Raw genomic sequence first — 19,926 nt, 5'->3', positions numbered from 1 at the left:
GTACGACGCAAACGGCCCGGGTATCACCGGATCGGGCAGGGGACCATACGTCGGCTCGACGTCATCTGCCGTGGGTGAAGAAGGAGTTGATGGCACATGACGTGCTGGTACGAAGGTCCCTTGGCGGCCTTCGACACGGAGACCACGGGTGTGGACGTGGAGAGCGACCGCATCGTGTCGGCGGCGCTCGTGGTGCAGGACGTCGCGGGTTCGCGTCCGCGGGTGTCGCGGTGGCTGGTCAATCCGGGGGTGCCGGTGCCGTCCGGCGCGACGGAGATACACGGCCTGACCGACGAGCACCTGCAACGCAACGGGCGCTGGCCGGCGCCGGTGATGGAGGAGATGGGCCGCGCCCTCGCCGAGCAGGCGGCGGCCGGACGGCCGCTCGTCGTGATGAACGCGCCGTTCGATCTGACGCTGCTGGACCGGGAGTTGAAGCGCCACCGCGCCTCGTCCCTCGCCCGGTACCTGGAGAACCGTCCGCTCTGCGTGCTCGACCCGCGGGTCCTGGACAAGCACCTGGACCGCTACCGCAAGGGCCGCCGCACGCTGACGGATCTGTGCGCGCACTACGAGATAGAGCTGGCGGAGGCGCACGACGCCGCCGCCGACGCACAGGCGGCGCTCGACGTCGTCCGCGTGCTGGGCCGCCGGTTCGCGACCCGCCTCGAACGCCTCTCGCCCGCCGAACTCCACACCCTCCAGGCGGTGTGGCACGCGGCCCAGGCCCGGGGCCTCCAGGCCTGGTTCGCCCGCTCCGGCACCCCGGAGGCGGTGGACCCCGCGTGGCCGCTGCGGCCGGAGCTGCCGGCCGCGGCCTGACCTCTCGTCCCGTTCCGCCGACCGGGTCCCTGGCACAGCCATGCCCGCGGACAGCAAAAAACCGGTCCGCCGAATCGGCGGACCGGTCATTCTCCGGGTGGGCGATACTGGGTTCGAACCAGTGACCTCTTCGGTGTGAACGAAGCGCTCTCCCACTGAGCTAATCGCCCGGGACGCGTTGAACAATACAGGTCGTGGCGCCCTGTGTTCAAACCGGTCGCAGGAGGGCGGTCAGGCCGCGCCGGCCGCCGCGCATCATCCACGCGTGGTTGGCGAGGAAGACGGGCCGCCCCGGTACGGCGAAGCGCCGCATCAGGGGCCGCCGTACCTCCACCTCCTGCTCGTAGACCGCGCGCGTACCGCCGAAGGGGCGGGCCCGCAGCGTCCACCGCGCCCACCCGTCGAGGTCTCCGCTCAGCGCGATCTCCAGGACCCCGCCGGCCGGGTCGTGGCGGCGCTCGCGGGCCACGACCGTCAGCTCGTACGGCAGGAAGGACCGGAAGACGGCGACGCCACCGGTGTCGTCGAGCGGCGTCACGGACCGCACCTGCGGCCACCACCGCGGATACTCGTCCGCCTTCTCCAGGACCGCGAACACGGCGGCGGGCGGCGCGGGCAGCAGCCACACACTGCGGAAGCGGTAACGGTTCCAGTCCATGAGGCGAGTCTGCCGGGATCGGGCCGTTCTGTCCCCGAGGAGGACGGGGTTCCTGGCGACGGCCCGGCTCGTACCCGCGCAGGACACCGCCGTAGTACCGGAAGGCCCGGGCGCGTCGTCCCGTCGGCGTACGCCCGTCCGGTCCCGGTCCCGGTCGTGACCGGACTCCTGATCCCGCGTCAGCCGGCCGTTCCGGAAGTTCTTCCCGATCAGATTCCGGTGTGCGCACGGGACTTGAGGCGGACCGGCGGGGAAGGCGGTCGAATTCCGGAATACCCGCTTCGGATCGCCACCATAGGCCCGCGCCGGAACGTTCATCCGGAAAGCCTCGTATTCGGTGAATTCGGGCTTGCTCCGGCCTTCGGGCGTAATAACGCCGAGGGCCCCGGAGACGTGATGTCTCCGGGGCCCTCGGTTCCGGGTGGGCGATACTGGGTTCGAACCAGTGACCTCTTCGGTGTGAACGAAGCGCTCTCCCACTGAGCTAATCGCCCGGGCGCAGGAAGAACATTACCCCATGTCAGGGGGGTCCGAGACCACCCCGCGGCGCCCCCCGGTCAGGGCCGGATCACTCCTTGATGTTCCACGGCATCTCCAGCCCGAACTTCCACACGTAGACCCCCACGAGCACGGCGACGATCACCAGGCCGATCGTGGTCAGGATGATGTTCCGCCGGCGCACCCGCGGATCGAGCGCCTTCTGCGTGGCCTCCGTGACCTTGCGCTTCGTCCAGCGCAGCACGAGCTGCGCCCAGACGAACTCGGTCGCCCAGATCGCCATGCCCCCGAAGATCACCAGCCAGCCGGGTCCCGGCAGCGGCAGCATGACGATGCCCGCGCCGACCACCGCGAGCCCCACCACGAAGACGCCGACCTGCCAGCTCAGATGCAGCGCCCGGCGCGCCTGGACGAACTCCGGCGCCCGCGAGCCCAGCGGCTTCTCCGCCGGCTCGGACCCGTCCCCGTCGACCGCCGCGGTCGCGCCGCCCGCCTCGTCACTCCCCGTATTCATACCGCCAAACCTACCGGATTGATTCCCGTCACCGGAATGGCCGTTCCCGGACAAGAAAGACTCCGCCGTACGAGCGACCTAAAGACGTTCAAAACCCTCAGAGGGGTTTACAACGGCACCGTAGGTGGCATGTCGATTTCGCCGACGTGCGAATCCCCGAGCGCACACTGAGCGAAAGGCCCTGGCGCTTATGAACACCACGGTCAGCTGCGAGCTGCACCTGCGCCTCGTTGTGTCGAGCGAGTCCTCACTGCCTGTACCCGCAGGACTGCGGTATGACACGGCCGATCCGTATGCCGTGCACGCCACCTTCCATACCGGAGCCGAGGAGACGGTCGAGTGGGTTTTCGCCCGCGATCTCCTCGCCGAAGGCCTTCACCGGCCGACCGGCACCGGAGACGTCCGAGTCTGGCCGTCCCGCAGCCACGGTCAGGGCGTTGTCTGCATCGCCCTGAGCTCCCCCGAGGGCGAGGCCCTGCTCGAAGCCCCCGCGCGGGCCCTCGAGTCCTTCCTGAAGCGGACGGACGCCGCCGTGCCACCCGGCACGGAGCACCGCCACTTCGATCTCGACCAGGAGCTGTCGCACATCCTCGCGGAGAGCTAGCCGCGAGGAGGCCCCCCGCGTCGGCATCCAGTCGGCGTCAGGCAGTGCGAGGGCGCCCCGTGCCGTCCACTCGGGGAGACGGCACGGGATCAAGCACAGCAGGACAGCACCACCCCGCACGACTGCACGACCGCACGACAACCGCATAGGGCAGACGGCCGTGCCGCCGGTGTGGGAGCTCCCACACCGGCGGCACAGTCGCGCTCCGGGGCCCTGGCGACAGGCTCAGGCGCTAGGCTCGGCCAGCATCGGCGGGCGCAGGCCCGACCCCCAGGCCAGGGAGCGAATCGTGCTGATCACCCACGACACCCGGTGCGCGCTCGACACCGTGGTGGGTCTGGTGAACACCGCGCCGGACGAGGCCGCCGGCACGGCCGATCTCCTCACCGATGTGCCCGACCTCGACGCCTTCGTGCGAAAGAACGAGATCAGCGACGTGGGGACGGTCGCGGAGCGTGACCTGCACGCGGTGCGCGCCGTGCGCGACCGGTTCTCCGAGGTCTTCGCCGCGCCCGACTCGCGCGCCGCGGCCGAGGTGATCAATGAACTGATCGCGGCCGCCGGCACCACGCCGCGCCTGACCGACCACGACGGCTACGACTGGCACGTGCACTACTTCGCGCCCGGTGCATCCGTCGCGGACCACCTGGCGGCCGACTGCGGTATGGCTCTGGCCTTCTTCGTGGTCGCCGGGGAACAGGAGCGGTTGCGGCGCTGTGACGCGCCGGACTGCCGGCACGCGTTCGTCGACCTCTCGCGCAACCGCTCGCGCCGCTACTGCGACAGCCGCACCTGCGGGAACCGGCTGCACGTGGCCGCGTACCGGGCGCGCCGCAAGGAGGCCGCGGGCTGAGCCCGCGCGCGGCGGCCCTCACAGCAGCAGCAGGTCGTGCAGCGCGGCGAGCAGGAGCAGGCAGCCGATCACCGAGAGGAAGATCATCAGCGGTGGCTGGGAGAGCGCGAAGAGACAGCCGCGCCGGCTGTCGGGGTTCGGGGGCACGGGGACGGGCGGCGGGGCCTGCCGGTCCTTCTCTGCGGTCAGCTGTTCGGCCAGCTGCGGTGTGTCCAGCATCTCGTCGCGATGATGACCCAGGCGCACGGCGCCCGGGGGCCAGGATGCGCGCACCCGCGGGCAGTTCGCCGGATCTTGTGACCACGCATACGATCAGCTGAACGAATCCACGGCCCTTGTCGTACGCGCGTTCACCCGGAGCGGCCGCGGCGCGGACGCCTCAGATGCCGTGCTTCTTCAGGATCGCCTCGATGTCGCTGAAGTCGTCACCCGAGCCCGAGCGCGCCTTCGGCCGGGGCTGCGCGGCGGGCGCCGGACCGGCGCCCGCGCCGAGCGAGGGGGCCGACGCCTCCGGGGCGACCGCCCGGCGCTCCGCCTTCGCCGCCGCCCTGCGCTCCTTGCGGGTGCCACCGGAGCGGCGCTCGACCGCCCGGGTCACCAGGAACAGGAGCCAGGCCGCGCCCAGGACGCCGAACCCGGCCCACGCGGTCGGGCTGAACGCGGTGTCGACCACCCACTGGACCGCGCCGGTCATCACCAGGCCCAGCGGCACCAGGGAGTAGGCGGCGAGCCGGGCGGCGGAGAGGAAGCGCTTGCGGTACGCGGTGACCGCGGCGATGCCCAGGCCCGCCACGGCCACGGCGGAGCAGACGGTCTCGGCAATCATCCGGTCCTCCTGGGCTCGAACGTTCGGTCGACGCGGGGGCGGTTCGCCCCTTCCATCCTGCACCGACCCGGGCGTCCGGGGCCACGGCCCGGACGGACCTCAGGGAGATCTCCGGGTCCCTTCTCCTCCCCAGGTCCAGGTTGGGCCCCGCCGGCCGGGCCTGGGAGACTGGTGCCATGAACGCCCCGAACCCGGCCCCCGTCCTCGACGTGTGGTGCGAGCTCCAGTGCCCGGACTGCCGCACGGCCCTGGACGACGTCCGCGCCCTGCGGGAGCGCTACGGCGACCGCCTCGAGATCCGCCTGCGGCACTTCCCGCTCGACAAGCACCCGCACTCCTTCGCCGGGGCGCAGGCCGCCGAGGAGGCGTTCGCGCAGGGCGCGGGGTGGCCCTACGTGGAGGCGGTGCTCGGCCGGGTCGAGGAGTTCGCCCGGCGCGGAGAGCCGTTCCTCGTCGAGGTCGCCGGTGAACTCGGCCTGGACGCCGAGGAGTTCGACACCGCGCTGATCGACGGCCGGCACATCCTGATCGTCGACGCCGACCAGGCCGAGGGCAAGGTCATCGGGGTGAAGGGCACGCCGACGTACGAGATCGGGGGCGAGCTGCTGGACGGCAGCAAGGACCAGGCGGGGCTGCGGGCCCGGATCGCGGAGATCGCGGACCGGCTGCTCTGACGGGCGGCGGGGCCGAGGCGCTCAGAGCAGCTGCTTGTACAGGTGGTACCGCGTCGGCTCGTAGCCGAGCGACGCGTAGAGCCGCAGGGCCGCGGTGTTGTCCGCGAAGACGTTCAGGCCGATCCGGGCGGCGCCCGCGGCGATCGCGTCGGCCTCGGCCCACAGCATTAGGGAGCGGCCGTGGCCGCGGCCGCGGTGCTCGGCGGCCACCTCGACGTCGTAGACGAACGCGCCGTCCGCGCGCTGGGCCACCCAGAGCGTGCCGACCGGCTGTCCCTCGTGCTCCAGCACACCGAGCAGGACGTCCGGCGTGCCGGTGCCGTCGGGGAGCAGCGCGGCGTGGTCGCGCTCGGAGCGTGCGCGGGCGTCCTGCGCCGTGGCGCCGCGTGCGGCGATGCCCCGTTCGTAGCGGGTCTTCTCCTTGGCCAGCCAGGGCCCGTACTCGGCCTCCGTCATCCCGCGTCCCGCGCTGCCCGCGGGGAGGGCCGGGGGCCGGTCCGGCAGGGGCTTCGCCAGGTTCCGGTTGCGCTCCGCGTAGCCGAGCGCGCCGGCCAGCCGCAGCAGGGCCGTCTCCCCGGCCGGGACGGCCAGCTCCAGGCGGCGGCAGTTCCAGGCGCGGGCCACTTCCTCGGCCGCCAGCGCGGCGACGGTGCCGCGGCCACGGCCCCGGTCCGGTTCCTCGATACGCAGATCGAGGATCTGGGCGACGGAGGGGCCGAAGACCGGGTGCGTGGCGAGGTGGAGGGTGCCCACGGGGCGGCTGTTCACGCACACGGCGAAGCGGCGCGCGCGGTGGCCCTCGGCAGTGTGCTGAAGCGGCTCGGTCGGCCGCAGGGTCGTGGTCATCACGGGTGTTCTACCCCTGCGCGCCGACCGGGCGACAGCGGATTCACCGGACGGTCACGGATCGATGTCGTCCGCGGCCCGCTCGTCCCACACGCGCATCGCCTTCGCGGTGACCGGGCCCGGTGTGCCGGACAGCTCCCGGTCGTCGATCCGGTGCACGGCCTGGATGTCGCGCAGCGTCGAGGTCAGGAACACCTCGTCGGCCTCGGCGAGCACCGAAAGCGGCAGGTCGGTCTCCCGGGCGCCCGTCCACTCCACGGCGAGGGCGCGCGTGATGCCGGCGAGGCAGCCGGAGGCGACCGGCGGGGTGTGGATCTCGCCGTCGAGCACGACGAACACGTTGGACCCCGTGCCCTCGCACAGCCGGCCGACGGTGTTCGCGAACAGCGCCTCGGACGCGCCGAGTTCGCGGGCGCGGGCGAGTGCCACGACGTTCTCCGCGTACGAGGTGGTCTTCAGGCCCGCGAGGGCGCCCCGCTCGTTCCTGGTCCACGGGACGGTGACGACGGCGGTGCTGTCGGGGCGCCGCCGGGCCTCGCCGAGCGCCACGACGAGCGTCGTGCCCGCCTCCCCGCGGTCCGAGCCGAGCGGCGAGAAGCCGCCGGTGTAGGTGATCCGCAGCCGGCCCAGCGGCAGGGGGTTGGCCGCGAGGACCGCGTCGCAGGCGCGGCGCACCTCGTCGAGGTCCGGGTCGGGCAGGCCGAGGCCGCGCGCGGAGCGGGTGAGCCGGTCGAGGTGGCGGGTGAGCGCGAAGGGCGTGCCGTCGGCCGACTTCACCGTCTCGAAGATGCCGTCGCCCACGGTGAGCCCGTGGTCGAAGACGGAGACGCGGGCCTCCTCGGTGTCGTGCAGACGGCCGTCGAGCCAGATCTTCACAGGGTCCCGCCTCTCTTCTCGTCGTCGTGCGGAGTGGCCCCCGGGGGGTCCGTGCCCGCGCCCGGGAGCCCGGCGCCGGCGTACGTTCCCGACGCTACCGCGAGCAGGCGCGCCGCCTTCAGCTCGGTCTCCCGCCACTCCCCCTCGGGGTCGGAGCCCCAGGTGATGCCGGCGCCGGTGCCGAAGCGCAGCAGGCCGGCGGCGCGGTCGATCCAGAACGTGCGGATGCCGACGGCCAGTTCCCCGGTCCCCCGGTCCGCGTCGACCCAGCCGATGCCGCCGCAGTAGGGGCCGCGCGGGGCCGTCTCCAGCGCCTCGATGATCCGCAGGGCGCTGGACTTGGGGGCGCCGGTCACGGAGCCGGGCGGGAAGGTGCCCGCGAGCAGGTCGGGCCAGCCGGCGCCGGCGGGCAGTTCGCCGCGGACCGTGGAGACGAGGTGGACGAGGCCCGGGTGCTTCTCGACCGCGCACAGGTCGGGCACCCGGACGGAGCCCGTGGCGCAGACGATGCCCAGGTCGTTGCGGACCAGGTCCACGATCATCACGTTCTCCGCGTAGTCCTTCTCCAGGAGGTCGGCCTCGGTGCGGCCGGTGCCCTTGATGGGGCCGGACTCGACGGTCGCGCCCCGGCGGCGCAGGAACAGTTCGGGTGAGGCGGTGGCGATCTCCACCCCGTGGTCGGGGAGCCGGACCGTGCCCGCGTAGGGCGCGGGGTTCCCGCGCGCGAGGAGAGCGGTGAGGGCGTCGACGTCGGCGTCGGGGGCGACGGGCGCGGACAGCACGCGGCACAGGTTGGCCTGATAGACCTCGCCGGCCGCGATGTGGGCGCGTATGCGGCGTACGCCCTCCGTGTACGCGGCGTGACCGAGGGAGGACACCCAGTCCGTCATGGCGGGTCCGCGCCAGGCGCCGGCCCGGGGCGCGGGCACCGGCTCCTCGCGCACCCGGCCGAAGCGGGCGCAGACCAGCCGCCCCTCGAAGTCCGCGACGACCGCCCAGAACCCCGTGGAGTCCAGGGCCGCGGGATCGTCGGTGACGTCCCGGAGGTCGGTCGCGAGGAGTTCGCCGAAGCGGGCGAGGGGAGGCGGGGCGGAGGAACCGTGCACGGTTTCGAGTCTAGGGCGGGTGACCGGACGGTGACCTGGGGTGGAGGTCCCGCGGTCGGTCAGGTGGTCGTACCGGCGATCACCCCGGGGTCGCACCGCAGCACGCTGCGCAAACGCGTTTTGGACCTCCCCCGGGAATCCGCTAGAGTTCAACACGTCGCCGGGACGCGCAAGCGGACCGGAAAGACACGCGAACGTAGCTCAGTTGGTAGAGCGCAACCTTGCCAAGGTTGAGGTCGCCGGTTCGAACCCGGTCGTTCGCTCAGGATGTGGGGGATCTTCCCGAACCCCTACGCTCCTGGTGGAGTGGCCGAGAGGCGAGGCAACGGCCTGCAAAGCCGTCTACACGGGTTCAAATCCCGTCTCCACCTCCATGCGCGATTAGCTCAGCGGGAGAGCGCTTCCCTGACACGGAAGAGGTCACTGGTTCAATCCCAGTATCGCGCACTGGATCTTCGGACTCCGGTCCGTCTCCGATCCGTCCCGCGCGATTAGCTCAGCGGGAGAGCGCTTCCCTGACACGGAAGAGGTCACTGGTTCAATCCCAGTATCGCGCACGCAGCACGTCGCAGTACCCCTCACGGAGCCTGATAGAGTCTGGCCCGTCCCGCGCGATTAGCTCAGCGGGAGAGCGCTTCCCTGACACGGAAGAGGTCACTGGTTCAATCCCAGTATCGCGCACACCGACAAGAAGCCCCCGGTCCTCGTGACCGGGGGCTTCTTCGTGTGCCGTGAGCCGGGCTCAGGAGGAGAAGAGCATCCGGCCGAAGCCCCGCTGGTGGTGCCCGTGGTGTCCGTGGTGGCCGCCGTGCTGCGGGGCGCCCCAGGCCGGCGCCGGAGCCGCGGGGTACGCCTGTGGAGCGGGCGGGGCCGGCGGCATCTGCTGCTGCCACTGGGACTCCAGGCGGGTCAGCGACTCCAGCTCGCCGTAGTCCAGGAATATCCCGCGGCAACCGCTGCACTGCTCGATCTGGACGCCATTGCGGTTGTAGGTGTGCATCGGTGCGTGGCACTTGGGACACTGCATGGTCGGCTCAACTCCTCGCCGGTCGGTGCTGCTTCGCCGGAACACTTCCCCGGCTTCCGTCCCCCGCACCCTACTTGGCCTGATCGTCCCCCCACCGGGTCGGCACCGAAGCCATGCGGGCACACGCGTCGACGACCGCCTCCTCCACCTCGTCGAGCGCCCGGCCCGCGTCGGCGGCCTTCGCCACGGCGAGCGCCGCGGTCTGCGCGGTCAGGGCGCGGGCGGGTACGTCCAGGGCCGGCCAGGGGTCGGCGCGGGTCAGTTCCCGGGCGCCGCCCGCCCGTTGATAGGCGGTCAGGAAGCGCGTCCAGTCTTCGGCGGGCAGCAGGCCGCAGGCGAACCAGGCGGCCGGGCGGGCCAAGTCCCACGCGGGGTCGCCGAGTCCGAGGTCGTCGATGTCGATGAGGAGCCAGGCCGCCGGGTCGTCCGGGCGGCGGACCAGCTGGCCCAGGTGCAGGTCGCCGTGGCAGAGCGCGCGGGCGTGGGCGTACGGGGCCTCGGCGCGGGCCCAGGGCGGCAGGGTGCGCCAGGCGGCCAGGATCGGCGGCACGGCCGGGTGGCCGGGATCGGACGCGCGCATCCGGGCCAGCGCGGCGGCGGCCTTGAGGGGGCCGCGCATCGCGGGCAGGCCGGGCGGCAGCCGGTGGGCGGGGACGCTGTGGAGGCGGGCCAGCAGGCTGCCCGCGGCCTCCCACGGCGCCCGCTCGGGACGGTCGGGGTCGACCGGGGTGCCGTACGGCCAGAACGTCACCAGGCGACCGTCCAGGGGCTCGGCGGTGGGGCGCAGCGGCGGCAGCAGGACGCCGGTCAGGGCGGGGTGCGCGGCCACGGCGAGGCGGCGGTCGAGGGCGGCGGGGTCGGTGCCGGGGCCGTGCGCCTTCGCGACGGTGGCGCCGTGCCGGACGACGACGCCGTCGGGGCGGTCCGCGAGGGTGGCCGCGCCGCAGCCGCACGGGGTCGCGGCGGGGTGGGCGGCGGCCTCGGCCCGCCCGCGCAGCGCGGACAGGACGGACGTGGAGGTGGTCACGGGGCCCCCGGATGTGGTGCGTGGTCGCGCCGAGCCTACGCGCCCCCGCACAGCAATACTGCGCGCAGCTCCCCAGCTGCGCGCAGTATCTGTGCCGTCCGCCGCACCCCCGTCCCCACGGGGTTTCATGGCCGGATGTCCCCGCCCGGACCGCTCTTCCGGGTCTGGGGGCGCCGCTCAGCGCCCCAGCATCACGCCCACGGACGACGCCTGTGTGACCATCGCGTCCCAGCCGCCGAAGACGACGACGAGCAGGGCCGCGAGAGGAAGGACCATGGCCGTGGCCACCAGGGGGTGGCGCCGGCCGGTGGCGGGGCCGCCGAACAGGCCGGCCCGGCCGATCCGCGTACGGAACGCGGTCGTCCGCGGTGCCGTGTGCGCCATGGTCCCTCCCGGTCGAAATCTGTGGATCACTTCATGGATCGGGTGCCGCGCTCGTGCGTCGCACCGGTCTTCGGTTCTGGCAGCGGCGGGCACCTGACCTCGGGGGACGAGTGCTGCACCCGCCGCTTGACACAAATCTAGGGCCGCCGGGGATCCCGGTCGTCATGCCCTCGTACCGATTGCCGGGCCTCCCGGAGGATGAGCGCTCCCACCCCGTGTACTCCCCTGGGTGGAGACGGGGGGCCCGGGAAGCTACGCGGTCTCGGGGTCTTCCCCCAGGGAACGCCTCGTCCGTGCCTCCCGCTCGGCCGCCTCCTCGCGCGGCACCGGCTGCTCGACCAGGGCCAGGACCCGGGTCGCCATGAAGCGCGCGGTGCGCACCACGGAGCCGGACCGGGTGACTTCGCTCACTTCCACGACTCCTCTGCGCACCGCGGTCTCCACCCTTCGACCGGCTCGGCTCGCCACCACCTCGTACATGCGCGTCGTGTCCCCGGCGTCCACGACTATCTCGACGCGATCACCCTTCATGGGCCCAATCCCCCTTCTGTGACGGGTCGTTGGGGTTTCGGGCAGTATGGATCCGCCCTGCTCCCACGCTCCCTGACCACTTTTCAATTCTCCCACCCGGCACTGACAATCGAATGTGCCGTGAGGGCGCGGCCTCTGCGCGCAGCCGGGCGCGGAAACGTAAGCTGTGGCTCGTCAGACGGACCGGGCAGCAGCGGGGATGAACATGGCGATGATGCGCCTGAGGCGCGAGGACCCGCGCGTCGTCGGCTCGTTCAGGCTTCACAGACGGCTCGGCGCCGGCGGGATGGGTGTGGTCTATCTCGGGTCCGACCGCCGGGGGCAGCGGGTCGCGCTCAAGGTGATCCGGCCCGACCTGGCGGAGGATCAGGAGTTCCGGTCGCGGTTCGCGCGCGAGGTGTCCGCCGCACGGCGGATCCGCGGCGGGTGCACGGCGCGCCTGGTGGCCGCGGACCTGGAGGCCGAGCGCCCGTGGTTCGCCACCCAGTACGTGCCCGGCCCCTCGCTGCACGACAAGGTGGCGGAGGAGGGCCCGCTGGCCGCGGCCGACGTCGCCGCCGTGGGCGCGGCGCTGTCCGAGGGGCTCGTCGCCGTGCACGAGGCGGGCGTCGTCCACCGGGACCTCAAGCCGTCCAACATCCTGCTGTCCCCGAAGGGGCCGCGGATCATCGACTTCGGCATCGCGTGGGCGACCGGGGCCTCGACGCTCACGCACGTCGGGACCGCCGTGGGTTCGCCGGGTTTCCTGGCGCCCGAACAGGTGCGCGGGGCCGCCGTCACTCCGGCCACCGACGTGTTCGCCCTCGGGGCCACGCTCGCGTACTCCGCGATGGGCGACTCGCCCTTCGGGCACGGCAGTTCCGAGGTCATGCTCTACCGGGTGGTGCACGAGGAGGCGCAGCTGCACGGGGTGCCGGACGCGCTGGCGCCGCTGCTGCGCGCGTGCCTGGCCAAGGACCCCGAGGAGCGGCCCAGCACGCTGCAACTGTCGCTGCGGCTCAAGGAGATCGCGGCCCGTGAGGCCCAGGGTCTCGGTGAGGCGCGGCCGCCGGCCCAGCGGATCGCCGAGCAGGACCGGCCGACGGGGCGGATGGCGAACCCGTACGACCCGCAGGAGCAGCACGAGCAGCAGCGCACCCAGCGGCGCACCCAGCCGGGCGCGTCGGCCTCCCGGCCCAGCAACGGCCGGACCACCGGGTCCCGCGGCAGCGCGTCCCGGCCGGGCGGCAGGCCCGCGCCGCGCAGTGGCGCGGGGCGCCCGGCGCCGCGGACGAACGGCACGGGGGCGGGCAAGCGGCTGCGGCCCGCGAATCCGCGGCTGCTGGGCCAGCGGCTCTTCGTGTTCGTGGTCGTGACGCTGCTGGTGGCGCTGGCCATCGCGGCCATGCAGGGCTGCCAGGGGCCGTCGCGCGGGCTCGGCGACCTCGGCGTGCCGCACACGGGTGCGACGCGGGCGGAGCAGGGGACGCCGGCCGCGGACGGCCGGGAGGGCTGAGCGCCCGGCTCAGCGGGTCACAGGTCGGGGCGGCCGGTCGCCACCGCGTAGAAGGCGACCGCGGCCGCCGCGCCGACGTTCAGCGAGTCCACGCCGTGGGCCATCGGGATGCGGACCCATTCGTCGGCGGCCATGAGCGCCTTGGTGGTCAGGCCGTCGCCCTCGGCGCCGAGCATCAGGGCCACCCGGTCCATGCGGTGCGGGGCCACCTCGTCCAGGGACTTCGCCCGCTCGGCCGGGGTGAGCGCCAGCAGGCTGAAGCCCGCCTCGCGGACCGACATCAGCGACTTCGGCCAGGTCTCCAGGCGTGCGTACGGCACCGAGAAGACGGCGCCCATGGAGACCTTCACCGAGCGGCGGTAGAGCGGGTCCGCGCAGTCCGGGGAGAGCAGGACCGCGTCCATGCCGAGCGCCGCCGCCGAGCGGAAGATGGCGCCGATGTTGGTGTGGTCGTTCACCGATTCCATGATCACGACGCGGCGCGCCGTGGTGAGCAGGTCGTCGGCCGTCGGCAGCGGTTTGCGCTGCATGGAGGCGAGGGCGCCGCGGTGCACGTGGTAGCCGGTGACCTGTTCGGCCAGGTCGGGCGCGACCGCGTAGACCGGGGCCGGGACCTCGTCGATGACGTCGCGCATGACGTCGACCCACTTGGCGGAGAGCAGCATGGAGCGCATCTCGTAGCCGGCGAGCTTGGCTCTGCGGATGACCTTCTCGCCCTCGGCGATGAACAGGCCCTCGGCGGGCTCGCGCTTGCGGCGCAGTTCCACGTCGGTCAGGCCCGTGTAGTCGCGCAGGCGCGGGTCGTCGGGGTCCTCGATGGTGATGAGACCTTTGGGTTCAGCCACGGATCGATACTGCCTTGTTCTGGAGGTGGTGCCAACGGTTGAGTGCTGCTCTTGTCACCGTTGGTCACGGGTGGGGTTCTCGTGGACGACCGCGCCGACGACGATGACCGCCGGGGGCTTCACGCCCTGGGCGATCACCTGGTCGCCGACCGTGGCGAGGGTGGCGTCGACGCGGCGCTGGGCGGCGGTCGTGCCCTCCTGGACGAGGGCGACGGGGGTGTCGGCGGGCTTGCCGTGCGCGATCAGGGCCGCGGCGATCTTCCCTATCTTGTCGACGCCCATGAGGATCACGAGGGTGCCGGTCAGCCGGGCCATCGCCGACCAGTCGACCAGGGACCGTTCGTCGTCGGGCGCCACGTGCCCGCTGACCACGGTGAACTCGTGGGCGACACCGCGGTGGGTGACCGGGATGCCGGCCGCGCCGGGCACCGAGATCGAGCTGGAGATGCCGGGGACGACCGTGACCGGGATGCCCTCGGCGGCGAGCGCCTGGGCCTCCTCCATGCCGCGCCCGAAGACGTAGGGGTCGCCGCCCTTGAGGCGGACGACGGCCCTGCCCTGCCTGGCGTGGTCGATCAGGGCCTGGTTGATGGCCTCCTGGACCATCTGCCGGCCGTACGGGATCTTCGCCGCGTCGATCACCTCGACGTGCGGCGGGAGTTCGTCGAGCAGGTCGCGCGGGCCGAGCCGGTCGGCGATGACGACGTCGGCCTCGGCGAGCAGGCGGCGGCCGCGCACGGTGATCAGATCGGGGTCGCCGGGGCCGCCGCCGACGAGCGCGACGCCGGGGGTGCGCTCCCGCCGGGCGGTGACGGTGCCGTCGCGCAGGGCCTCGACCAGCGCGTCGCGTATCGCCGCGGTGCGGCGCGGGTCGCGGTCGGCGGCCTCGGCGGACAGCACGGCGACGGTCACGCCCTCGGTGCGGCCGGTGGCCGGGGTCCAGGCGGTCGCCGCCTCCGCGTCGTCGGAGCGGACGCACCAGACGCGGTGGCGCTCGGCCTCGGCGGACGCCCGTTCGTTCGCGGCGCGGTCGGCCGTGGCGACGAGGACGTACCAGGCGCCCGCCAGGTCGCCCTCCTCGTAGCGGCGCCGGGTCCAGGCGATCTCGCCCGCGTCCGCCATGGCCTCCACGGAGGGGGTGGCCGACGGGGAGATGAGGGTGATGTCCGCGCCCGCCGCTATCAGCGCGGGCAGCCTGCGCTGGGCCACCTGGCCGCCGCCGATGACGATCGTCCTGCGGTCGGTCAGGCGGAGGCCGACGGGGTAGGCGGGGTGCTGGGGGGACGGCATGGCGTACGGCTCCTGGTCGGCGGCTCGGTGGGCTGCGACGTTGGAGCCCTCTGACGTGCGGGTTCTGCTGGGGCCAGCTTATGTCGCGGCCCGCGTGGCAGGGAGCCCCGGCACCGGGGGCCGTGCGGAGCGCCTGCCCGCGGCCCCCGAGGGGGTGGGCAGGCGCTCCGGTGGCGCCGGGTTACTTCTCGGTGACGCCCGCCGAGTCGAAGGTCGCCACCTCGTGCATCGCGCGGGCCGCGCTCTGCACGATCGGCAGCGCGAGGAGGGCGCCGGTGCCCTCGCCGAGGCGGAGGTCCAGGTCGACCAGGGGGCGCAGGCCCAGCTTGTTCAGGGCCGCGACGTGGCCGGGCTCGGCGCTGCGGTGGCCCGCGATGCAGGCGGCCAGCACCTCGGGGGCGATGGCGCGGGCGACCAGGGCGGCCGCCCCGGCGCTGACGCCGTCCAGGACGACCGGCGTGCGCAGCGACGCGCCGCCCAGGAGCAGGCCGACCAGGGCCGCGTGCTCCAGGCCGCCGACCGCCGCGAGGACGCCGATCGGGTCCGCCGGGTCGGGCCGGTGGACGTCGAGCGCCCGGCGCACGACCTCGACCTTGCGCGCGTGGGTCTCGTCGTTGATGCCGGTGCCGCGGCCGGTGACCTCGGACGGGTCGACCTCGGTGTAGACCGAGATCAGCGCGGCCGACGCCGTGGTGTTGGCGATGCCCATCTCACCGGTGAGCAGTGCCTTGTTGCCGGCCGCGACCAGGTCGCGGGCCGTCTCGATGCCGACCTCGATGGCGGCCTTGACCTCGTCGCGGGTCAGCGCGGGGCCGGTCGTCATGTCGGCGGTGCCGGCCCGCACCTTGCGGGGCAACAGGCCGGGCGTGGCGGGGAGTTCGGAGGCGACGCCGACGTCGATGACGCAGACCTCGGCGCCGACCTGGTTCGCGAACGCGTTGCAGACCGCGCCGCCGCCCAGGAAGTTCGCGACCATCTGGCCGGTCACCTCCTGGGGCCAGGGGGTGACGCCCTGGGCGTGCACGCCGTGGTCGCCGGCGAAGATCGCGACGGCCGCGGGCTCCGGGATCGGCGGCGGGCACATCCGGGACAGGCCGGACAGCTGCGCGGAGATGATCTCCAGCATGCCGAGCGCCCCGGCGGGCTTCGTCATGCGCTTCTGCCGCTCCCAGGCCTCGCCGAGCGCCTTGGCGTCCAACGGGCGGATGTTCGAGATCGTCTCGGCGAGCAGGTCGTGCGGGTCCTCGCCGGGCAGGGCGCGACGCCCGTACGTCTCCTCGTGGACGACCCAGGACAGCGGGCGGCGCTTGGACCAGCCCGCCTGCATCAGCTCGGGCTCCTCCGGGAACTCGTCGACGTAGCCGACGCAGAGGTAGGCGACGACCTCCAGGTGGTCGGGCAGGCCGAGCGTGCGGACCATCTCGCGCTCGTCGAAGAACGAGACCCAGCCGACGCCCAGGCCCTCGGCGCGGGCGGCGAGCCACAGGTTCTCGACCGCGAGGGCGGAGGAGTAGGGGGCCATCTGCGGCTGGGTGTGCCGGCCGAGGGTGTGCCGACCGCCGCGGGTCGGGTCGGCGGTGACCACGATGTTCACCGGGGTGTCGAGGATGGCCTCGATCTTCAGTTCCTTGAACTGCTTCGCGCGGCCCTTGGGCAGGGACTTGGCGTACGCGTCCTTCTGCCGCATGGCCAGCTCGTGCATCGTGCGCCGGGTCTCGGCGGAGCGGATGACGACGAAGTCCCAGGGCTGGGAGTGGCCGACGGAGGGCGCCGTGTGGGCCGCCTCCAGGACGCGGAGCAGCACCTCGTGCGGGATGGGGTCGCCGCGGAAGCCGTTGCGGATGTCGCGGCGCTCGCGCATCACGCGCAGGACGGCCTCGCGTTCGGCGTCGTCGTAGCCGGGGGCCGCGGCGCCGGCCTGCTCCGGCTCCACCGCCTCCTGGACGGGCGGCGCCTCGGCGACGGGCTCGGCGGGCGGCGCCTCGGGGAGCGGCTCGGGGGCGACCTCGATCAGCTCCGGCTCCTCGTCGGCGACGGGCTCCCGGGCGGGCACGGGGGCCGGGACCGGCTCGGGCGCCAGGACCGGCTCGGGCGTCGCGACCGGCTCGGGCGCCACCGGCTGCTCGGGGGCGGGGATCTGCTCGGGGAGCTGCTCCGGGACCTGCTCGGCCGCGGGGGCCGACGCGGGGCCGCCGTCGCGCGGGGCGGGCACCGCGGCCGCGACCTCGATCAGCTCCTGCTCGGGCTCCTCGGCGAACTCGGCCGGTGCGGGCGGCTCCTCGGCGAGCGGCGGGGCGGCGGGGGCCTCGGCGACGGGCGCGGGCTCCTGCGCCACGGGCTGCTGGACCGGCTGCGGCTGCTCGTGGAACGCCTCGGCCGGTACGGGGCCCGGCGCGAGCGGCGCCTCGGGCTCCGGCAGCGGCTCGGCCTCCGCGACGGCCACGGGCTCGGGCTGTCCGGCGACGGGCTCCACCGGCTCGGCGGGCTGCGCCACCGGCTCGGCCTCGACGGCCGGTTCGGGCGGCGCGACCGGCTCGGGCCCGGCGGCGGCCGGCTCCGGGGCGGGCTCGGCGACGGGCTCCGGCATCGGCGGGACCGTCATGGCGTGCGGCGGCGTCGGGGCCAGGTGCGGCGTCGTGGGCACGGAGCCCTCGACGGGGACGAACTGGCCGAGCGGCTGTCCGCTCTCCTGCGGCATGCCGTACGGGTCGGGACGGCCGGCGTGGGCACCGACCGCGGCGGGCTCGGCGACCGGCGCGGACTGGGCCGCGGCGACCGGCTCCCGCGGGAGCGCGTACGGGTCCGGAACGACCGTTTCTGCGGGGATCCGCGGCAGATCGAACCCGGGCTGCGACGGCGGCTGCGCGGGCTCCCACGGCGCGGCGCCCTGCGGCGGGATGTCGAGGTATTCGGGGCCCGTGGTGGGCGGGCCCGCCTGGCGCGCGGGCACCGGGTTCGCCGGGGCCTGCGCGGGGCCGCGGTCGGCGAGCGAGCGCACGGCGGCGCCGGCCTCGGGCATGGGCGGGCCCATGTGCAGCGGGCGGCGGGCGGGGCCCTGGTTCACGGCGGGGTTCACGGCGGCGGCCTGCTGGTTCTGCTGGTGCATGGCGCCCATGTCGTGGTGGCCGCTGTCGCGGCCCGCCATCTCGTGCGGCCCCGGCTCGTGGGCCGGGGGGGCGGCGGGCGGCGGCGCGTACTGCTGCTGCGGCGCGGGCGCGGGGGCCTGGGCGCCGTGCGGCTGGCCCCAGGCGCCCTGGGAACCCGGCATGAGGAGGAGCTCGTCGTCCTCGGCGGTGGGGTCGGCGGGATCGAGGTAGGTGTATGCACCCGGGGCGGGAACGCCCGGCTGCTCCACCGCACCTGCGTTCTCCGGCAGCCCCTCGCCCGGAACCTGACCGGTGTCGGTCATGCCTACCCCTCGCCCATCGATGAGAACTTGCCGGCCGCCCCGGGCCTCGTGACCCGGTGAGCAACCCCCTTGACCGGAGCGGCGCGTCAACCGCCCGTCATGGTGAACGAGCGTGCGCGCCGCGCGGCACGAACCGCCCCGGACAACAGGCATTGTCCCGGTCGGGCCGCGGCCACGGTACGTAGATCACCCATGGCCTTCTGTGGACTGCGCCACGTTGCGCGTCCTCCGGTCGGTGCCGTACCACAGCACGCCTCAAAGCTGGCGCGTTTTCCGGACATTGACCGACGAAATGTCGGGTGCTCCGGTGCGGTACAACGATCGGCCAGCCTACCGCGCGCCCTGGGCCATCAGGGTCACGGGTGGCGGTCGGGAAGGCGTCCGGACAGGAGGAATCCCACAGTCCGCTCCTTCTCCGTCCAGGCCCGGGTGTCCAGTTCGACGGATTGGAGCAGGGCGCACTCGACGTCGTATCCGTGCTCCGTCAGGTCCCTGCCGATGAGTTCGGCCGCGTCGCGGGTCGCGGCGTGGGCGACGATCCGGGCGGGGCGGCGGTCGGCGACCGCGGCGACGACCTCGGCTCCCCCGCCGCCGACCCGCACGACGTCGGGCTCGGGCAGGTCCTCCAGGACGTGCGGGGCGGTGCCGTGCACGATCTGCGCCTGGACGCCGAACCGGCGGGCGACCGCGAGGGTGCGGGCGCAGGCGTCCGCGTCGCGGTCCACGGCGATGACGGCGGCGCCGAACCGGGCGGCCTCGGCGGTGAACGCGCCGCTGCCGCAGCCGATGTCCCAGACCAGGTCGCCGGGGCGCGGCCCCAGCCGGGCGAGCTGGGCCGCGCGCAGCGGCTCGGTCTCCCCCTCGCCGAGCGGGCCGGCGTACTCGGCGGCGGGCAGCGCCCAGCCGCGCGGGGCGGCGGCCGCGTCCCGGGACTCGGCGCCGGCGAGCCAGCCGCCGTTCTCGGGGGCGGCGCCGGTGACCGTTCCGCCGACGACGATGACGACGTTGGGGTCGCGCCAGGTGTGGTCGGCGGCCTTGTCGGAGGTGACGACGGTGACCTGTTCGCGGTCGGTGCCCAGTTCCTCGCAGATGACGAAGGTGCGGTGGACGCCTTCGAGGAGGAGGCCGAGTTCGGCGGGTCCGGCGCCGGGCGAGGTGAGCACCGCGACCTTGGTGTGGGCCCGGCACACGTTCACGGCGCGGCGCAGGGTGCGGCGGTGGGCGACGACCACCTGGGCGTCGTCCCAGGGCATGCCGGCCCGGGCGAAGGCCTGGGCGACGGAGGAGACGGCGGGGACGACCTCGACCTCCAGGCCGTACTCGGGGGCGCGCAGGGTGCGCACGACGCCGAAGAAGCCGGGGTCGCCGTCGGCGATGACGACGGCGGTGCCGCGGTGCCCGGTGATCCGGCGGGCGGCGAGGGAGACGCTGCCGAGGCGGATGCGCTCGGCGCGCCCGGGCACTTCGGGCAGCGCCAGGTGGTGCGCGGCGCCGGCCACGAGGGTGGCCGCGTCGAGTGCGGAACGGGCTGCCGCGGTCAGGGGCGAGCCGTCCCAGCCGATCACCGTGACCCGGTCGGCCATCGTTGTCAGTCTCCAGGGAAGGGTGCGGATGCGTGCGCGAGTGGGAGCCCCCGAAAGG

Annotated in this window: 20 protein-coding genes and 7 tRNA genes; 10 read left to right on the top strand and 17 right to left on the bottom strand. The window is 74.0% G+C overall.

The genetic code is table 11. The features are described from left to right. Positions 1-96 precede the first annotated feature (96 nt). Positions 97-822 carry a 3'-5' exonuclease gene (locus ACIP5K_RS21250; RefSeq protein WP_401411612.1) on the top strand — a complete coding sequence of 242 codons (726 nt, stop codon included), beginning with the start codon at positions 97-99 and terminating at the stop codon, positions 820-822. A gap of 98 nt (positions 823-920) precedes the next feature. On the opposite strand, the gene ACIP5K_RS21245 is transcribed toward ACIP5K_RS21250, so the two are convergent. The 4 genes from ACIP5K_RS21245 to ACIP5K_RS21230 all read right to left on the bottom strand — a co-directional run bounded on the left by ACIP5K_RS21245 (position 921) and on the right by ACIP5K_RS21230 (position 2,492). Next, positions 921-992 (bottom strand) — tRNA-Val (locus ACIP5K_RS21245). 38 nt (positions 993-1,030) lie between these two features. After that, positions 1,031-1,480 carry an SRPBCC family protein gene (locus ACIP5K_RS21240; protein WP_401411610.1) on the bottom strand — a complete coding sequence of 150 codons (450 nt, stop codon included), beginning with the start codon at positions 1,478-1,480 and terminating at the stop codon, positions 1,031-1,033. Between the two features lie 422 nt (positions 1,481-1,902). Continuing rightward, positions 1,903-1,974, bottom strand: a tRNA-Val gene (locus ACIP5K_RS21235). A gap of 74 nt (positions 1,975-2,048) precedes the next feature. Then, a complete protein-coding gene (locus tag ACIP5K_RS21230; protein WP_401411608.1) occupies positions 2,049-2,492 on the bottom strand; it encodes a TIGR02611 family protein in 444 nt (147 codons plus the stop codon). 190 nt (positions 2,493-2,682) lie between these two features. On the opposite strand from ACIP5K_RS21230, the gene ACIP5K_RS21225 reads away from it, so the two are divergent. Then, entirely contained in the window at positions 2,683-3,096 is a 414-nt protein-coding gene (locus ACIP5K_RS21225; RefSeq protein WP_004002642.1) for an SsgA family sporulation/cell division regulator, read from the top strand. Between the two features lie 289 nt (positions 3,097-3,385). Further along, the gene (locus ACIP5K_RS21220; RefSeq protein WP_401411607.1) at positions 3,386-3,949 is read left to right on the top strand and encodes a CGNR zinc finger domain-containing protein; all 564 of its coding nucleotides are present in this window, start codon (positions 3,386-3,388) and stop codon (positions 3,947-3,949) included. A gap of 18 nt (positions 3,950-3,967) precedes the next feature. Here the strand turns inward: ACIP5K_RS21220 and ACIP5K_RS21215 are convergent, their stop codons facing one another. Continuing rightward, the gene (locus ACIP5K_RS21215; protein ID WP_401411605.1) at positions 3,968-4,168 is read right to left on the bottom strand and encodes a hypothetical protein; all 201 of its coding nucleotides are present in this window, start codon (positions 4,166-4,168) and stop codon (positions 3,968-3,970) included. Between the two features lie 160 nt (positions 4,169-4,328). Further along, positions 4,329-4,775 (bottom strand): hypothetical protein, encoded by a 447-nt coding sequence (locus tag ACIP5K_RS21210; RefSeq protein WP_401411604.1) that lies wholly within the window; start codon positions 4,773-4,775, stop codon positions 4,329-4,331. Between the two features lie 176 nt (positions 4,776-4,951). Between ACIP5K_RS21210 and ACIP5K_RS21205 the strand changes: the two genes are divergently transcribed. After that, complete coding sequence (locus tag ACIP5K_RS21205) at positions 4,952-5,449, top strand: DsbA family protein (protein WP_401411603.1); 498 nt, start codon at positions 4,952-4,954, stop codon at positions 5,447-5,449. Between the two features lie 21 nt (positions 5,450-5,470). Here ACIP5K_RS21205 and ACIP5K_RS21200 read toward each other — a convergent pair whose 3' ends face one another. Genes ACIP5K_RS21200 through ACIP5K_RS21190 form a run of 3 tightly spaced genes read right to left on the bottom strand, consistent with a single transcriptional unit; the run spans position 5,471 to position 8,277 of the window. Beyond that, a complete protein-coding gene (locus tag ACIP5K_RS21200; RefSeq protein WP_401411601.1) occupies positions 5,471-6,295 on the bottom strand; it encodes a GNAT family N-acetyltransferase in 825 nt (274 codons plus the stop codon). A gap of 54 nt (positions 6,296-6,349) precedes the next feature. Beyond that, positions 6,350-7,171, bottom strand: coding sequence for an aminotransferase class IV (locus ACIP5K_RS21195; RefSeq protein WP_401411600.1), 822 nt, complete (start codon positions 7,169-7,171; stop codon positions 6,350-6,352). Then, positions 7,168-8,277, bottom strand: coding sequence for a chorismate-binding protein (locus tag ACIP5K_RS21190; RefSeq protein ID WP_401411599.1), 1,110 nt, complete (start codon positions 8,275-8,277; stop codon positions 7,168-7,170). The genes ACIP5K_RS21195 and ACIP5K_RS21190 overlap by 4 nt, the downstream gene beginning before the upstream one ends. A 190-nt stretch (positions 8,278-8,467) precedes the next feature. Between ACIP5K_RS21190 and ACIP5K_RS21185 the strand changes: the two genes are divergently transcribed. The 5 genes from ACIP5K_RS21185 (at position 8,468) to ACIP5K_RS21165 (ending at position 8,958) form a co-directional block, all read left to right on the top strand. After that, positions 8,468-8,540: transfer RNA gene (locus tag ACIP5K_RS21185), tRNA-Gly, on the top strand. A 37-nt stretch (positions 8,541-8,577) separates the two neighbouring features. Next, positions 8,578-8,651 (top strand) — tRNA-Cys (locus tag ACIP5K_RS21180). A 1-nt stretch (position 8,652) separates the two neighbouring features. Beyond that, positions 8,653-8,724 (top strand) — tRNA-Val (locus ACIP5K_RS21175). Positions 8,725-8,762: 38 nt separating this feature from the next. Then, positions 8,763-8,834: transfer RNA gene (locus tag ACIP5K_RS21170), tRNA-Val, on the top strand. Positions 8,835-8,886: 52 nt separating this feature from the next. Beyond that, a tRNA-Val gene (locus ACIP5K_RS21165) sits at positions 8,887-8,958 on the top strand. A 61-nt stretch (positions 8,959-9,019) separates the two neighbouring features. Here ACIP5K_RS21165 and ACIP5K_RS21160 read toward each other — a convergent pair. From ACIP5K_RS21160 to ACIP5K_RS21145, 4 genes are all read right to left on the bottom strand, one after another. Continuing rightward, a complete protein-coding gene (locus ACIP5K_RS21160; RefSeq protein ID WP_401411597.1) occupies positions 9,020-9,304 on the bottom strand; it encodes a zf-TFIIB domain-containing protein in 285 nt (94 codons plus the stop codon). A 70-nt stretch (positions 9,305-9,374) separates the two neighbouring features. Next, a complete protein-coding gene (locus ACIP5K_RS21155; RefSeq protein WP_401411596.1) occupies positions 9,375-10,331 on the bottom strand; it encodes a phosphotransferase family protein in 957 nt (318 codons plus the stop codon). A 177-nt stretch (positions 10,332-10,508) separates the two neighbouring features. Beyond that, entirely contained in the window at positions 10,509-10,715 is a 207-nt protein-coding gene (locus tag ACIP5K_RS21150; RefSeq protein WP_401411595.1) for a hypothetical protein, read from the bottom strand. Between the two features lie 252 nt (positions 10,716-10,967). Beyond that, positions 10,968-11,246: a hypothetical protein gene (locus ACIP5K_RS21145; RefSeq protein ID WP_401411594.1), complete on the bottom strand. Its 279-nt coding sequence runs from the start codon at positions 11,244-11,246 to the stop codon at positions 10,968-10,970. A gap of 199 nt (positions 11,247-11,445) precedes the next feature. Between ACIP5K_RS21145 and ACIP5K_RS21140 the strand changes: the two genes are divergently transcribed. Then, positions 11,446-12,741, top strand: coding sequence for a serine/threonine-protein kinase (locus ACIP5K_RS21140; protein ID WP_401411859.1), 1,296 nt, complete (start codon positions 11,446-11,448; stop codon positions 12,739-12,741). A 17-nt stretch (positions 12,742-12,758) separates the two neighbouring features. On the opposite strand, the gene ACIP5K_RS21135 is transcribed toward ACIP5K_RS21140, so the two are convergent. The 4 genes from ACIP5K_RS21135 to cbiE form a co-directional block, all read right to left on the bottom strand. Beyond that, a complete protein-coding gene (locus ACIP5K_RS21135) occupies positions 12,759-13,586 on the bottom strand; it encodes a TrmH family RNA methyltransferase (protein WP_401411593.1) in 828 nt (275 codons plus the stop codon). Positions 13,587-13,640: 54 nt separating this feature from the next. Continuing rightward, the gene (gene cobA / locus ACIP5K_RS21130) at positions 13,641-14,876 is read right to left on the bottom strand and encodes a uroporphyrinogen-III C-methyltransferase (protein ID WP_401411592.1); all 1,236 of its coding nucleotides are present in this window, start codon (positions 14,874-14,876) and stop codon (positions 13,641-13,643) included. A gap of 181 nt (positions 14,877-15,057) precedes the next feature. Then, positions 15,058-18,285, bottom strand: a complete 3,228-nt coding sequence (gene cobT, locus ACIP5K_RS21125) for a nicotinate-nucleotide--dimethylbenzimidazole phosphoribosyltransferase (RefSeq protein ID WP_401411591.1) — start codon at positions 18,283-18,285, stop codon at positions 15,058-15,060. 356 nt (positions 18,286-18,641) lie between these two features. Further along, positions 18,642-19,868: a precorrin-6y C5,15-methyltransferase (decarboxylating) subunit CbiE gene (gene cbiE / locus ACIP5K_RS21120; protein ID WP_401411589.1), complete on the bottom strand. Its 1,227-nt coding sequence runs from the start codon at positions 19,866-19,868 to the stop codon at positions 18,642-18,644. Positions 19,869-19,926: the final 58 nt, after the last annotated feature.

This window comes from Streptomyces sp. NPDC088785 (assembly GCF_044750685.1).
Classification (GTDB): domain Bacteria; phylum Actinomycetota; class Actinomycetes; order Streptomycetales; family Streptomycetaceae; genus Streptomyces.
The sequence above is the reverse complement of the archived record's forward strand: the minus strand, read 5'-3'. Positions and strand labels throughout refer to the sequence as shown.

Coding starts and splice junctions, on each gene's coding strand:
- ACIP5K_RS21250 (WP_401411612.1), top strand. CDS start 97: ATGACGTGCTGGTACGAAGGTCCCTTGGCGGCCTTCGACACGGAGACC.
- ACIP5K_RS21240 (WP_401411610.1), bottom strand. CDS start 1,480: ATGGACTGGAACCGTTACCGCTTCCGCAGTGTGTGGCTGCTGCCCGCG.
- ACIP5K_RS21230 (WP_401411608.1), bottom strand. CDS start 2,492: ATGAATACGGGGAGTGACGAGGCGGGCGGCGCGACCGCGGCGGTCGAC.
- ACIP5K_RS21225 (WP_004002642.1), top strand. CDS start 2,683: ATGAACACCACGGTCAGCTGCGAGCTGCACCTGCGCCTCGTTGTGTCG.
- ACIP5K_RS21215 (WP_401411605.1), bottom strand. CDS start 4,168: ATGCTGGACACACCGCAGCTGGCCGAACAGCTGACCGCAGAGAAGGAC.
- ACIP5K_RS21210 (WP_401411604.1), bottom strand. CDS start 4,775: ATGATTGCCGAGACCGTCTGCTCCGCCGTGGCCGTGGCGGGCCTGGGC.
- ACIP5K_RS21205 (WP_401411603.1), top strand. CDS start 4,952: ATGAACGCCCCGAACCCGGCCCCCGTCCTCGACGTGTGGTGCGAGCTC.
- ACIP5K_RS21200 (WP_401411601.1), bottom strand. CDS start 6,295: ATGACCACGACCCTGCGGCCGACCGAGCCGCTTCAGCACACTGCCGAG.
- ACIP5K_RS21160 (WP_401411597.1), bottom strand. CDS start 9,304: ATGCAGTGTCCCAAGTGCCACGCACCGATGCACACCTACAACCGCAAT.
- ACIP5K_RS21150 (WP_401411595.1), bottom strand. CDS start 10,715: ATGGCGCACACGGCACCGCGGACGACCGCGTTCCGTACGCGGATCGGC.
- ACIP5K_RS21145 (WP_401411594.1), bottom strand. CDS start 11,246: ATGAAGGGTGATCGCGTCGAGATAGTCGTGGACGCCGGGGACACGACG.
- ACIP5K_RS21140 (WP_401411859.1), top strand. CDS start 11,446: ATGAACATGGCGATGATGCGCCTGAGGCGCGAGGACCCGCGCGTCGTC.
- cobA (WP_401411592.1), bottom strand. CDS start 14,876: ATGCCGTCCCCCCAGCACCCCGCCTACCCCGTCGGCCTCCGCCTGACC.
- cobT (WP_401411591.1), bottom strand. CDS start 18,285: ATGACCGACACCGGTCAGGTTCCGGGCGAGGGGCTGCCGGAGAACGCA.
- cbiE (WP_401411589.1), bottom strand. CDS start 19,868: ATGGCCGACCGGGTCACGGTGATCGGCTGGGACGGCTCGCCCCTGACC.